This window comes from Streptomyces sp. NPDC127068, assembly GCF_042724695.1.
GTDB lineage: Bacteria > Actinomycetota > Actinomycetes > Streptomycetales > Streptomycetaceae > Streptomyces.
Map to the genome: position 1 here is coordinate 3,101 of NZ_JBHXEN010000026.1, position 14,134 is coordinate 17,234.

Here is a 14,134-nt window from a genome sequence, read left to right on the forward strand (position 1 = left end):
CTCCGACCCCCCCCGGCCCCCCCCCGTCCCCCCCGGGCGGGCGCGGGGGCTGGCCCTTTGGCCCCGATACGGGTCCCGGTTTCCCGGTGGGGGGCCGGCACCCGGCTGGGGGGGCCCCGGGCCCCACGGGCGGGAGCAGGTGCTACACGTCCTTGCCGGACCCTCCTCGCTGGTTGGCGATCTTGATCGTCACGGTCTCACCGGCGTTCGCCTCCGTGATCACGATCGGGTCGCTGACCGGGTTCTCGGGCAGGGCGTACCCCTCGGGGACGTCGGTCTCCCGCACGTAGTACGTTCCGGGCGGCAGCCCGTCGAAGAGGCACAGCCCGGCGGAGTCCGTGGAGCAGCCCAGGCCCTCGCGGGTGTCGGCGGGGGTGGAGCCCGACGGCCGGGTCTGGAGGCCCGGGACGCCGTTGCTCTCCTCCCACAGTTCGAAGACCGCGCCGGCCAGCGGACGGCCGTTCTTCGCATCGGTCTTCTCGACCTTGACGCTGCTCTCCGCCACCGGAGTCCGGCTGTTCTCGGCGGTGACGGTGACGCCCTCTTCGGCGTTCTCCTCCGTCAGGACGAGTGGACCGAAGGTGGGGTCGGCGGGGAGGTCGTAGCCGGGTGGTGCGCCGGTTTCGTGCCAGTAGTAGGTGCCGGTTTCGACGGTGCGGGTGCATTGGCCGTTGGCGGGGGTGGTGCAGGTGGTGCCGATCCGGGTGTCGGGGTCGCCGCCGGTGGTCTGGAGACCGGGGGCGCCGTTCGTCTCCTCCCACAGTTCGAAGACCGCACCCGCCAGGGCGGCACCGGAAGCGGCGTCGGTCTTGGTCACGGTGACCGCGCCGGTCACCGGGGCCGGGGGAGTGACCACTTCCGCACGACAGCTCGGCGCGCACCCGGGGTCCTCGGTGCCGGCTCCCGGAGTGACGGTCACCGTGTTCGTGAGGTCGCCCGAGGCGTCGGCTTCCGGGGTGCCCGTGATGACGAAGGTCACCCTGCCGCCCGCGGACACGTCCACGGTGGTGTCGACGTCCCCGGTGCCGGACGCGTCGGTGCAGGCGCTCGCCGCACCTTCGGCCTCGCACGTCCAGGTGACGTCCGTCAGCGACGCGGGCAGCGGATCGACCACCCGGACGGCGTGCGCGTCCTGGGGGCCGGCGTTCGCGACCGTCACGGTGTAGGTCAGCGGTCGGCCCGGGGCGTAGGTCGGGGAGTCAGCGCTCTTGGTGACGCTCAGGGCGACGTCGGCGCAGCGGGTCGGGTACAGGGTCTGCGGCTCGCGGGTCTCGTGGATCCAGGCGCCGCCACCGTCGTAGATCAGGGTGTCGGACGGCGTGTGGGTGTCGCCGACCGTGACGCGCGGACCGCAGGGGCTGCCCCAGTCGTTGTTCCCGCGCTGGCCGACCTCCTGTTTGGTGACGGTCACCGGGGTGGTGTCCCGGGCGTCGACGGCGACGTTCCCGCCGATCATGTCGTTGTCCGTGTTGCTGTCCTGGCCCGTCTCCGCGTTGGTGAAGGCGCGGATGGCGACCGAGTCCTTCGGGAAGACGTTGCCGCGCACCAGGACGGTGTCCCGCAGGACGCGCCAGGTGCCTTCCTTCTCACCGAGTTGGATCATCGGCCCGGGCCCGGTGAACACGTTGCCCAGGACGTCGATGCCGGACGACGAACGCGACTGCTGCTCCTCGGGGGTGTTCGGGAACGTCCCCGGGTCGAGGTTCTCCAGTGCGGTGCCCGCACGGACGGCCGCGGAGTTATCCGCCAACGGGCTGAACGAGATCTCGTTGTCGGTGACGGTCACGTGATGGGCCGGGACCGCGTAGACGACGTAGGCGGCGGGCCCGCCGCGCACGGTGTTGCGGAGGTAGTCGAGCGTGTCCCCGCCGTACGGGAACAGGACGCCGGTGGGGTTGTCGGTGAGCTCGTTGTCGACGAACGTGATGTCGCTGCTGTTCTGGACGACGTCCAGTCCGTCGGCGCTCGCGGACGGGTTGATGGTCAGGTTGGCCACGCCCTCGTTGTCCGTGAAGGTGCTGTCCTGCACGGTCAGGCGCTTGACGGACTCGGTGTACGTGGCCCACCAGTCGATGCCGCGGACCGTGGCGTTGGTGACGGTCACGTCCGTCGTCATGTCCCAGTAGAAGGCGTTCGCACCGTCGGTGAAGGTCGAGTCCAGGACCGTGATGTGGTCCGAGTAGTAGAAGCGGATCGCGGCCGAGCCCCGGCGTGCGTCGTCGGGGTTCCCGTAACCCGTGACGGTCACCCCGCTGATCACCACGTCCGTGTTCTCGTACCCGCCGATGCCGATGCCACCGCCGCCGGCTGCTCCGGCGACGAGGTCCAGCCGGGTGCCGCTGACCCGGAAGCCCGTGTTGTTCGCCACCATGATGCCGGTGGCGACACCGGTGAGGGCGCCCCCGGTCACCACGGGGCCGGTCAGGGGGTGTCCCGACGTGCGGACCCAGACCTGTCGGATGCCCGTGCGCAGCCCGCTGATGGTCGGGTTGTCGACGGTGACCGAGGTGGAGCGGGCCAGGTCGACGCCGATGCCGACGCTGTCCGGCGCACCGGAGACCGTCACGTCCGTGAGCTCGGCGCCGGTGGTCGCCCCGAGGCTGATGCCCGTGGTGCCCACCTCGGAGACGGTCACCCGCGTCAGTCGGGGGCCGTCTCCCGTCGTGGCCGCGGCGGTGGCGATGCCGTAGACGTATCCGGTGACGGAACTGTCGGTGATGACGACGCCGGTGGAGCCGCTCAGGTTGATGCCGTAGGAACCGGCCAGTGAGGTGCCCGTGACGTGCACCTCGCTGAAGGACGCTCCGGTCGTCTTGCCGGTGAGCACGCCCTGCTGGTTCGCCTCGATGTCCACCCGGGTGAACTGAGGACCGGTGCCGCTGGCCGCCGTCGACATGAAGAAGCCTCGGGTGACTCCGGTGATCTCCGTGTCGCGCACCACGACGGAGGTGGAGTTGCCGGCGTTGATGCCGGTGGAGACGCCGTTCGTGGCGTTGTCACCGTTGTCGAACACGTAGTTCTCGACGGTCCTGCCGGTCGCCGGGGTGCCCGCGAAGGTGATGCCGGTGATGCCGGCCAGATTCGTCGGGTTGGTGAGGTGGATGCCGTTGAGCACGGTGTTCGCGGAGGTCGCCGCGACCGTCACCACCGTCTTGTTCGCGGCGGTCGGTTCGAAGGTGACGGCGCTGGCGGTCAGCCCTTGGCCGGTGACCGAGAACAGCGCGGTGACCACCGAGTCCGCGGCGCTGGTGAGCGTCACCTGACGGGGTACGACGATCGTCTTGGTGAACACGTAGCTGTCGGGAACGAGGTGGACGGTGTCCCCGTCGGCGGCCGCGTTCAGCGCCTGCTGCAAGGTCAGCAACGTCGGGGGCTGGGTGGGGCCGACCCAGGCGATCAGGGCGTCGTCGGCGGGATTGACGAGACGACGGCTCGCCCCGGCCGCCCGTTGCGACGCCTCGCGGGGTACGGCCCCGCTGGACCCGCGGCCTTCGTCGGTGGCCTGACGGCGGTCCGCATCGCTCACCACCACGGCCGGGCCGGGCGCTGACGACGCCGGAGTCACGGTCGCGGCTCCCCACACCCCCCACACCACCAGACAGGTCAGTGCGGCCCGCACCGACCTGGCCGTTGCCGATGGACATCTTCGTTTCAAGGACATCTCCAGGTCACTTCGGCGACTCCCCCGGATCGGGCGACGCGCTGCCCCGAAGCAAGCAGACGGCGACCGTCCGTTACGCCTGACGCGCCGCGCGTAGGACGACTGCCACGCCGGCGGTACCCGTCCGCGTGATCGAGTCGATCCGGACCCGGCCCCCGGGCGGACACCGGAGCGGACGCCCCCTCTAGGGTGCGGACATGACCTCACCGACCTATCTGTCCGAGCTGTTCTCGCTGGACGGCCGAGTGGCCGTGGTCACCGGCGGCAGCTCGGGGATCGGCCGGGCCGTCGCGGGTGCGCTGGCCCGCGCCGGAGCGGACGTGGTGACCGTGGCCCGGGGCGAGCAGGAACTCGTGGCGACGACGGCCGAGTTGACGGCGGCCGGCTGCCGAGCGGACTGGGTCAGCGCCGACCTCAGCACCAGGGACGGGGTGCGCGCCGCGGCGGAGCAGGCAGCCGCGGCGTTCGGCGAGCCCGACATCCTCGTCAACAGCGCCGGGATCAACCTGCGCCCGCCGATGGGGGAACTGGGCGAGGACGTCTGGGACACCACGATGGCGGTGAACCTGGAAGCCCCGTTCCTGCTCGGCCAGCGCTTCGGTCCCGGCATGGCGGCCCGGGGCTTCGGCCGGATCATCCACATCAGCTCACAACAGGCGCACCGGGCGTTCGTCGACAGCGGTGCGTACGGGGTGTCCAAGGGAGCCCTGGAGTCCCTCGCCCGTTCCCAGGCCGAGGCGTGGTCACCGCACGGCGTCACCTGCAACACCCTGGTCCCGGGCTTCGTGATGACCCCCCTGAACCAACGGCTGTCGTCCGACCCGGAGAAGGTGGCGGCCCTGGCGTCCCGCACCCTGACGGGGCGCAACGGGATCGCCGAGGACTTCGTGGGCGCGGCCGTGTTCCTGGCGAGCACGGCCTCCGGTTACGTCACCGGCCAGTCGATCTTCGTGGACGGCGGCTTCTCCGTGCACTGAGCACCACGGGGCCGAGTCCGGGTGCCGCCGGACGTCAAGCGGACGGAAGGGGAACCGTAAGCGCCCCGCGGCAGGGTGTGGTCCGACCGCAGCGCCCAGCCGTTCGGAGGGAACCGACCGATGCCCCGTCCCGAGTACGAGATCGTCCGTGAAGTGGCCGCCGCCCGGGAGGACGTGTACGCGGCCTGGACCGAAACGGAACGGTTCGCCCGTTGGTTCGGGCCCCGGATGCTGACCACCCCGGTCGAGCGGGTGTCGCTCGACGTGCGACCGGGCGGACGGTGGCGGGCCGTCCTGGTCGGCGAGGAGGGCTTCCAGGCCGTCCTACGGGGGCGCTACCGCCAGGTGGACGCCCCCGCCCGACTGGTGTTCACCACCGGCGACCCGGACGATCCCGGTGGGGAACCCGTGTTCCTCGCGACCCTCACCCTGGAAGGGCGCGGAGCCCGGACCCTGATGCGGTTCCACCAGTACGGGGTCGACACCGATGCCGAACACGTCGCACGGGTCCGTGCGGGGTGGCTGGAGTTCTTCGACCGGCTCGACGAGTACCTGTCCGCTCAGACGGTCGCCGGATCGATCGGGGCTCCGGCGCGACCGGTCACCCCGTCCACCGCCTCGGCAGCGAACCGGGCACCGGCGGGGGAGGGGTCGGACGCCGGCCACCGGGACGCCAGGTCCGCGAACGTCAGGCCCCGGCCACGGACGTAGACGGCGTCGAACGCCTTCTCGCCCAACGCCGCGCCGGCCCGCTTCCCGGCCCGCTCGACCCCCTGCTGCTCGCGTGCCGTGGCGGGAGTGGCGTGCGTGCGACGGGCCTCGGCCGCGACGCCGAGGAACAGGGCGGCCCGCTCGGGCGGGGCGAGACCGGCCGCCACCTCCACGGCCGCGGCGGTCGTCCGGGGGTCACCGACCGCGAGGGCGGCGGTGAACGCCCGGCGCAGCACCGGCAGCGCGAGGTCGGGGCGCCCGCGACCCTCGTGCACCTGTCCCAGCTCCAGCAGGGTGCTCGGCAGGAACAGCGGGGGCTCGCCGTCGTCCGGGACCCCGTCGAGCAAGCGCTGCAACTCGCCCTCGGCGACGTCCAGCAGCCCGGCGCGGCGCGCGGCGAAGGCGTGACCCATGCGTGCGAACACCTCCCCCTCCCGGTAGCCCCGCTCCCCGGCCAGTCTTAGGGCCCGCCCCGCGTACTCCATGGCCCGCTCGTAGGCACCGTCCTCCATGGCCAGCCACCCGAGCCAGGCGAGGCGGCGCACCACGTCCGGCCACAGCCCCAGTTCCTCCGCGGTCCGCAGGTCCGCCGCGAACAACTCGGCGGCGCGGGCGTGGTCACCCAGACTCTCCGCCAGTCCGGCCCGCCACTCACCGGCCTGGATGACGCCCCAGCCGTCCCCGAGCCGGGCGAACAGCGCGGCGCTCTCCTCGCTGGTCCGCTCCAGCTCGGCCGAGTCCCGGACGGTGTAGGCGTCGCGGGCCTGCCTGCTCAGTGCCACCGCCGTGCCCCAGTCGTCGCCCAGCGCACGGCAGGTCACGAGCGCGGCGTCCACCAGGGCCCTGGCCGACGGCAGGTCCGCGGGGCCCAGCGAGAGGAACAACCGGGCCCGGGCCCGGGTGAGGGGATCGTGGATCTCCTCGGCGACCGCCGGATCACCCCCCTCACCCAGCAACAGGCCGAAGCCCTCGTACCAGGCCCGGGCCCGGGCCCGTTCCTCCCCCTCACCGGCCGGGGCCCCGCCGACGTCCTCCTGCGTCCGGGCGAGCGCCGTGCGCAGCCACTGGCGGGCCTCCGAGAGGCGTCCCCGCAGGAACCAGAACCAGCACAGCGAGTTGACCAGCCGGAGCGACTGACCGGGGGGTGCCGTCGTCAGGGCCGCCCGCAGGTTCGCCGACTCGGCGGCGAGACGGGCCAACCAACGGCCTTGCTCCGGGCCCCGCAGTCGGGTGTCCGCCTCGGCGGCGAGGGCGGTGTAGTGCGCACGGTGCGCCCGTCGGACCCGGTCCGTCTCGCCCGCGTCCGTCAGACGGTGCAGACAGTAGGCGACGACCGACTCCCCCATCCGGTAGCGCGGTCCCGCCGGCCCGTCCACGACCGTGACCAGACAACGGTCGACCAGCCGTGCCACCGTGTCCAGGACGTCCACCCCGGGCTCGGCGCAGACCGCCTCGGCGGCCGTCAGGGCGCATCCGTCGGCGTGCACGGCCAACCGCCGTAGGACCAGACGTTCCTCATCGCCGAGCAGGGTCCAGCTCCAGTCGATGACCGCCACCAGGGTCTGTTGGCGCGGGGGCGCGCCCCGGTGGACACCGGCCAGCAGCCGGAAGCGGTCGTCGAGCCGGGCGACGAGCTCTTCGACTCCGAGGGCCCGCACCCGGGTCGCGGCGAGCTCCAACGCGAGGGGAATGCCGTCCAGCCGCCGGCACAGTTGGGCGACCGGCCCCGCGTTCGACGGGTCGAGGGCGAACTCCCGGTCGGCGGCCCGGGCCCGGGCGAGGAACAGCCGGACGGCATCGGACCGCGCCACCTCGTCGAGCCCCGCACCGTCCGGCAGCGACAGCGGCGGGACCTGCCACAGCACCTCGCCGGGCAGTCCCAACGGCTCGCGGCTGGTCGCCAGGACCCGCAGCCCGGGTACCGAGCGCAGCAGGTCGGCGACGAGTGCGGCGGCGGGCTCCACCACGTGCTCGCAGTTGTCGAGCACCAGCAGCGGAGCCCGGCCGGCGAGCGCGGCGACCAACTGGTCACGCGGGTGACCGGGACCCTCCCGGACGTCCAGGGCGGCGAGCACCGTCTCGGCCAGGGACGCGGTGCGTCGGTCCAGGGCGGCGAGTTCGATCAGCCACACCCCGTCGGGGCGGTCCGCCACCAGCCGCCCGGCCACTTCCAGGGCCAGCCGGGTCTTGCCGACCCCGCCGGAGCCGGTGAGGGTCAGCAACCGGTGGGCGGTCAGTGCCTCGGTGACCTCGGCTACGGCCGTGTCCCGTCCGATCAGTTCGCTCACCGGCGCGGGCAGGTTCGTCACCGGCCGGGCCGCGGGCGGTGCGGTCAGCGCGGGGTCCTGACGGAGCATCCGCCGGTACAACTCGGCGAGCCCGGGCGACGGGTCGAGCCCCAACTCGTCATCGAGTGCGGTGCGCAGCTCCGTGTACGAGGCGAGTGCTTCGCTCTGCCGCCCCGCCCGGTACAACGCCGTCATGTGCACCCCGCGCAACCGTTCCCGCAGCGGATGGTCCGCGACCAGCGCGGCCACGTCGACCGGTTGCCCCGTCGCGAGCCGCTGCTCGGCGAGGTCCTCCGCCGCGGTGAGGCGGGCCTCCTCCAGCCGCGCGACGACCGGGCCCAGGAACGGCAGGTCGGCGAAGTCCGCGTAGGCGGCCCCCCGCCACAGCTCCAACGCCTCGGCGGGGCGGCCCGCAGCCACGAGCGCGGCGAAGCGGTTCGCGTCGACCGCGTCGACCGCCACCAGCGCGTAACCCGGAGCCTGGGAGACCACCAGCGCACGGCCGCCCGGCTCGGCCTCCTCCAATGCGCGACGCAGTTGCGAGACCCGTACCTGGAGGGCCGCCGCCGGCTTCGCGGGCGGGGCGTCGCCCCAGAGGTCGTCGATCAACCGGTCGACGGACACCACCCGGCCCTCGTGCGCGAGGAGGGCGGCGAGCAGTGCCCGCACCTTCAGCCCGGGAACCCGGACGGGCGTCCCCCCGTCCGTCAGCACGCGCAGCGGGCCCAGTACACCGAATCGCATACGGGCGACCCTAGAGGGTCGTCGTCGGCGCACCGCGCACGGGCCGCTGCGCGCCCGACGTCACCCTGCCGGCCGCCGTCCGGGTGTCCTTCCGGACCGACCGCCGTTGGGCACCGGAGGCACCCGACGGAGGACCGGAGAACCAGGTGACACGCATGCTGAGAGCGATCGTGCTCCGCGCCCGGACCAAGGGGAAGGGGAAGAAGACGGCGACGGCCGCTCTCGCCGCCCTGACCGTCTTGGCCTCGGCGCCGTCACCGGACACGTCGCGGCGTGCCCGGACGGCCGACGACCGGGTCCACACCGAAGCCGGCTGGGTACGCGGCACCCGCACCGCCGCGCACCGCACCTTCCAGGGCATCCCCTACGCCGCCCCGCCGACCGGCCGCCACCGCTGGGCGGCCCCGCGACCCCGTGCCCCCTGGCCGGGCGTCCGGGACGCCACCCGACCGGGGCCCCTGTGCCCGCAGGTCCCCTCCCCGTACGCACAGATCGCCAGTACGGAGGAGGACTGCCTCGCCCTCAACGTGACCGCGCCGGCCGCGCCCACCGACCGGGCCGCGCCCGTCCTGGTGTGGATCCACGGTGACGGCGCCGTCGGCGGTGGCGGCTTCTTCGACGGGCGGCGGCTCGCCGACCGGGGGACCGTCGTCATCACCGTCAACTACCGGCTCGGCGTCTTCGGCGGCCTCGCCCACCCCGGCCTGGAAGGCTCCGGCACCTTCGGCCTCCAGGACCAACAGGCCGCGCTGCGCTGGGTGCGCCGCAACGCCGCCGCGTTCGGCGGCGACCCCGGGCGGGTCACCGTCGCCGGCTCCTCCTTCGGCGCCGCCGCCATCACCGCGCACCTCACCTCACCCACCGCCCGCGGCCTGTTCGACCGGGCCGTGCTCGCCAGCGGCGAGGGCATGATGGACATGCCGGCCGGAGCCATGGGCCCGGAGGTCCCCGGCTACCGGTGGTACGTGTGGCGCACCCTCGACGAACTCCGGGCCGCCAGCGCCGACATCACCGCACCGCTCGGCTGCGCCGACCCCGACCCCGCCGCGAGCCTGCGCTGTCTGCGGGCCCTGCCGGTGCGGCGGATCCTGGAGGTGCCGGCCATCATGAACGTCTTCCAGGCGTTCGCGCACGGCACCCCCACCCTCCCGGACCTCCCGGCCCACGCCCTGCGCGCAGGACGCTTCCACCGGGTCCCGGTCCTGTCCGGCGCCACCCGGGACGAGCACCGCACGTTCGTCGGGATGCGGTACGACGGTGTGGGCGTCCCCTTCACCCGCGACGACTACGCAACCGCCCTGGCGACCGCGTTCGGCGCCGACGCGCCCCGGGTGCGCGCACAGTACCCGCTCGCGGACTTCCCCTCGCCCGCGCTCGCCTGGTCCACGGTCGTCACCGACCGCATGTGGGCGCTGGGCACCCAAGCCCAGCACACGGCGCTCGCCCGCCACGTCCCCGTGCACGCCTACGAGTTCGCCGACCGGGACGCCCCCATGTACCTGCCGCTGCCGGGGGACTTCGACTTCGGCGCCTACCACGCGGGCGACACCCCGTACCTCTTCGAGGACCCCGAAGCCCACCCCCTGTTCACCGCCGCGCAGCGCGCCCTCGCGGACACCATGACCGACCAGTGGGCCGCCTTCGCCCGCACCGGCGCCCCGACCGCCCCGGGGCTGCCGGACTGGCCCCGCCACCGCCGCGGCGCCGCCACCCCGTACACGCAGTCCCTCGCCCCGGACCGGATCGGGCCCGTCGACTACGCCCGGGAGCACCGCCTCGGCTTCTGGCGCGCACTGCCCAGCACCCCCCGCCCCTGACCCGCCCCGGACTCAGACCGGGTCCGGGGAGCCGAGGTTCCGCGCGATCCGGCTGAGGAGCGGGCCGTCGTGGCCGGTGTCGGTGAGGATGGCCTCGGCCGCCCGCCAGGCGGCCCGCGCCGCCGCCCGGTCGCCGGTGGCGTGGTGGACGTCCCCGAGGTGGGACAGCGCCTCCGCCTCGCCGAACCGGTGCCCCAAGTCCCGGCTCAACCGCAGGGCCCGGCGGTAGCAGTCGACTGCCCGGGCGTGTTCCCCGAGGTGCAGGTACGCGAAGCCCAGACTGTCCCAGGTGTTCGCCTCGCCGCGTACGTCCCCGAACTTCTGCTGGAGCGCGAGGGCCTGACGACAGCACGAGGACGCCTTCTCGTGGTCGCCGAGCTGCGCGTGGTCCCACCCCACCGCGTTCAGCGCCCGCGCCTCGCCCACCTCGTGTCCGGCCCTACGGAACAAGGCGAGGGCCCGCTCGTTCTCGCGCAGGGAACCGGGCAGGTCCTGCTGCCGGTCGTACCACCAACTGAGGCTCAGCCGGGTCCGTGCCTCGCCGACCGGATCGTCCAGCTCCTGGTACATGTCCAGGGCCTGGGCGAAGTGGAGCCGCGCGTCCTCCGGTCGCCCCGACTCCGCCTCGGCGATGGCGAGTTCCCCGTGGGCGTGCGCCTGCCACCGGTGATCACCCGACCGTTGGGCGGCGGCCAGCCCGAGGAGATGGGTCGCGGCCAGCTCGGACCAGAGCGAGCGGCGCGAGAGGAACGTGGCCATCGCCCAGGTCAACTCCCGGGTGTGGGCGTCGAGGCCCCGACGGGCGGCGAGTTCCACCGCGCGCACCAGGACCCCGCGCTCCGCGGTGAACCAGTCCAGGGCCTTCGCGTGCGTGGGGTGGTGCGCCACGGTGACCCCGGCCGCCGGGGGCGTGACCGTGAGGGGGTCCCGGTGCGGCGCCAGCAGCAGATCGGCCGCGTGCGCCGAGGCGGCGTAGTGGTCGAGGAGGCGGCCCAGGGCCTGCTGCTGCTCCGCCTCGGCTTCCTCCGCGACGAGTTCGGTCGCGTAGGCGCGGAGCAGGTCGTGCAGTCCGAAGCGCCCGGGAACCCGCTCGGTCACCAGGTGGGCCGCGCCGAGTTCCGCGAGGGCCGCACGTGCCGCGCGGGCCGCCGCGCCGAGCAGGCTCGCCGCGGCGGGCACCTGGATCTCGTCGCCGGGGTGCAGCCCCAGCAACCGGAACAACCGGGCGGCCCGCGGGCCCAAGGTGCGGTACGACCAGGAGAAGACCGCCCGGGCGTCCGCGGCGTGGTCGGTGCCCTCGAAGGCGTCGAGGCTGCCGTGCGCCGCTCGTAGCTCCTCGGCGATGCCCGCCAACGGGAAGTCGGGGTGGGCGGCGGCCCGGGCGGCCACGATGGCCAGGGCGAGCGGTAGCCGCCCGCAGTGCCCGGTGATCTCGGCGACGGCCGACGGATCGGACCCGGTGCGTGCGGTGCCGAGCCGCTCGGTGAACAGCGCCCGTGCCTCCTCGGCCGGCAGCACGTCGAGGGCGAGCGGCACCGCACCGCGCGCCGTCACCAGACCGGTCAGCCGGTTGCGACTGGTGACCAGGACGGTGCAGGTGTCGCCCCCGGGCAGCAGGGGGTCGACGTGGGCGGCGTCGCGGGCGTTGTCGAGGACGACCAGCAGCCGCCGTCCGGCGGTGAGGCTCCGGTACGTCCCGCTCCGGGCGTCCGCTCCGGCGGGCACGGCCGAGGGGTCCACGCCCAGGGCGTCGAGGAAACCCCGCACCACCACGTCCGCCGCCACCGGCTGCCCCGAGGGATCGAAACCGCGCAGGTCCGCGTAGAGCTGCCCGTCGGGGAACCGTTCGAGGTGGTCGTGCGCCCAGCGCAGCGCCAGCCAGGTCTTGCCGACCCCGCCGGTCCCGGCGATCGAGGCGATCACCGCCGTACCGCCCTGCCGCGGGGCCCCGGGGTCCACCGCACGGCCGAGCCGCCGCAGCTCCGGCTCCCGTCCGACGAACCCGCGGGGACAAGCCGGCAGTTGACGCGGCACCGGCACCACCACAGGGTTCGCAGCGGGCGCCGCGGCCGGCCCGGGAACGGCTGCCCGCGGTGCGGGATCGGTCGGCGGTACGGATGCCGGGTCCGCGGCGACGGCCCGGTCCGGCGCGGGGCCCGGGCCCGCCGCGGTCCGGGAGCCGGAACCCGGGGCCGGGCCGGGCGCGAGCACGGGGTCGGCGGTCAACACGCGCTGCTGTAGTCGACGCAGTTCGGGCCCCGGGTCGGTACCCAGTTCCCGGGCGAGCCGCCGACTCAGGACCCGGTAGCGTGCGAGTGCCTCGGAAGCACGGCCACTGCGGTACAGGGCCACCATCAGCTGGGCGGTGATCCGCTCGTCGAACGGGTGCTGCTCCGCCCGCGCGATCAGCTCGGTGACCAGCCCGCCGTGCCGCCCCAGCTCCAACAAGGCGTCCGTCAGGTCCGACTGGGCGGTCAGCCGCTCACCGTCCAACTCCGCCCGACGCGCGCCGAACCACGGCGTGTCGGCCCCCGCGAAGGCCTCGCCGCGCCACAGCCCGAGCGCCTCCTCCCACAACCCCACCCCGTCCTCGGGCGCCGTGCTCGCACCCGCCCTGCGCACCAGGTCCCGGAAGAGGTGGACGTCCACCGAAAGCCGGGGGACCGCCAACCGGTAACCCGTGGCCTCCCGTACGACCTCCGCACCGGTGCCGGTCAGCGCGCTCCGCAGTCGCGACACGTAGCTGTACAGGGTGTCCCGGCCCCGACGCGGCGGGTCCTCGCCCCACACCCGGTCCACCAGCACGTCCGCGGGGACCCCCCGGCCCGCGTCGAGGAGCAGCGCCCCCAGGACCCAGCGCTGGCGCGGGTGTCCCACCTCCAGCCGCGCGCCGTGCGGGGTCCACACCTCGATGCCGCCCAGGACTCGGAAGAGCACCGGTCAACCCCCTGACTCCGGCCGTACGGATGCACTGGAGCCTGTCTGTCTACCGGGCCGCCGAACCGTTGCTCCAGCGCTATTCCGGTCGTTTCAGGCCACCCGATTCCGGTCCGGACCGAGTGCCGCCCCCCGTCACTCGGGGAACTCACACCCCATCCAGCACGACTACCTCAACGACCACGACACCACCATCGGACGGCGTCATCGGATGACGTCCAGGCCACGGAGGTTCCGGTGACCCGGATCAAACGCAGGAGCGCACTCGCGACGGCCGCCGGAGCCGCCCTCGGCGCGGGCATCGCCGCGGCGGGCCCGGCCGCGGCGGCCACGGGCCCCCGCACCGGTGCCCCGGACGCACCGCGCGCCGCCGCGGACCCGCTGCGGGTGGACATCGTCCTGTTCGACGGGGTCGAGGAGCTCGACGTGTTCGGCCCCTTCGAAGTGTTCGCGGGCGCCGCCGCGATGGGGCACCCGGTGCGCGTGCGACTCGTGACCGGTGGCGTCCCGGCCCGGGTCACCCTCGCCTTCGGCACCCAGGTGCAGGTCGCCCAGGAGTGGGACCCCGAGGGGACGGACGTGATCGTGGTGCCCGGCGGCGGCTTCCGGGACCGGAACAGACCCGGGATCTGGCCGGAGATCCGGCGCGGGGTCCTCACCCGCCGACTGCGCGAGGCGGCCCGCCGCGGCCCGACGCTCCTGGGCGTCTGCACGGGCGTGGTGCTGCTGCACGCCGCCGGACTCGTCGGCACCCGGCCGTGCACCACGCACACCGGCGCCCGACACCACCTGAGGGACGAGGGCTGCGACGTCCGCAACGTGCGGGTCGTCGACGACGGTGACCTCGTCTCGGCGGGCGGCGTCAGCTCCGGCATCGACGGCGCGCTCCACCTGCTGGCCCGCGACGTCAGCCCCAAGGCGGCGACGGACGTGGAGTACCTGTTGGAGTTCGAACAGCGGGGCACCCCCCTGCGCACCGGGGTCCGCACCGACTGACCC

Annotated in this window: 6 protein-coding genes and 1 pseudogene; 4 read left to right on the forward strand and 3 right to left on the reverse strand. The window is 74.1% G+C overall.

The genetic code is table 11. The features are described 5' to 3' along the window. Positions 1–142 precede the first annotated feature (142 nt). The gene (locus ACFWIA_RS17995) at positions 143–3,565 is read right to left on the reverse strand and encodes a SpaA isopeptide-forming pilin-related protein (protein ID WP_387005834.1); all 3,423 of its coding nucleotides are present in this window, start codon (positions 3,563–3,565) and stop codon (positions 143–145) included. Positions 3,566–3,858: 293 nt separating this feature from the next. On the opposite strand from ACFWIA_RS17995, the gene ACFWIA_RS18000 reads away from it, so the two are divergent. Next, positions 3,859–4,638: an SDR family NAD(P)-dependent oxidoreductase gene (locus ACFWIA_RS18000; protein ID WP_387005838.1), complete on the forward strand. Its 780-nt coding sequence runs from the start codon at positions 3,859–3,861 to the stop codon at positions 4,636–4,638. 120 nt (positions 4,639–4,758) lie between these two features. Continuing rightward, positions 4,759–5,181: pseudogene (locus tag ACFWIA_RS18005) on the forward strand (SRPBCC domain-containing protein); the annotation flags it as partial. Between the two features lie 17 nt (positions 5,182–5,198). Here the strand turns inward: ACFWIA_RS18005 and ACFWIA_RS18010 are convergent. Continuing rightward, entirely contained in the window at positions 5,199–8,381 is a 3,183-nt protein-coding gene (locus ACFWIA_RS18010; protein ID WP_387005841.1) for a BTAD domain-containing putative transcriptional regulator, read from the reverse strand. 155 nt (positions 8,382–8,536) lie between these two features. Here ACFWIA_RS18010 and ACFWIA_RS18015 point away from each other — a divergent pair, with 155 nt between their 5' ends. Continuing rightward, positions 8,537–10,198, forward strand: coding sequence for a carboxylesterase/lipase family protein (locus ACFWIA_RS18015; RefSeq protein WP_387005844.1), 1,662 nt, complete (start codon positions 8,537–8,539; stop codon positions 10,196–10,198). A 12-nt stretch (positions 10,199–10,210) separates the two neighbouring features. Here the strand turns inward: ACFWIA_RS18015 and ACFWIA_RS18020 are convergent, their stop codons facing one another. Continuing rightward, positions 10,211–13,135 (reverse strand): BTAD domain-containing putative transcriptional regulator, encoded by a 2,925-nt coding sequence (locus ACFWIA_RS18020; RefSeq protein ID WP_387005847.1) that lies wholly within the window; start codon positions 13,133–13,135, stop codon positions 10,211–10,213. Positions 13,136–13,372: 237 nt separating this feature from the next. Here ACFWIA_RS18020 and ACFWIA_RS18025 point away from each other — a divergent pair, with 237 nt between their 5' ends. Next, a complete protein-coding gene (locus tag ACFWIA_RS18025) occupies positions 13,373–14,131 on the forward strand; it encodes a DJ-1/PfpI family protein (RefSeq protein WP_387005850.1) in 759 nt (252 codons plus the stop codon). Positions 14,132–14,134: the final 3 nt, after the last annotated feature.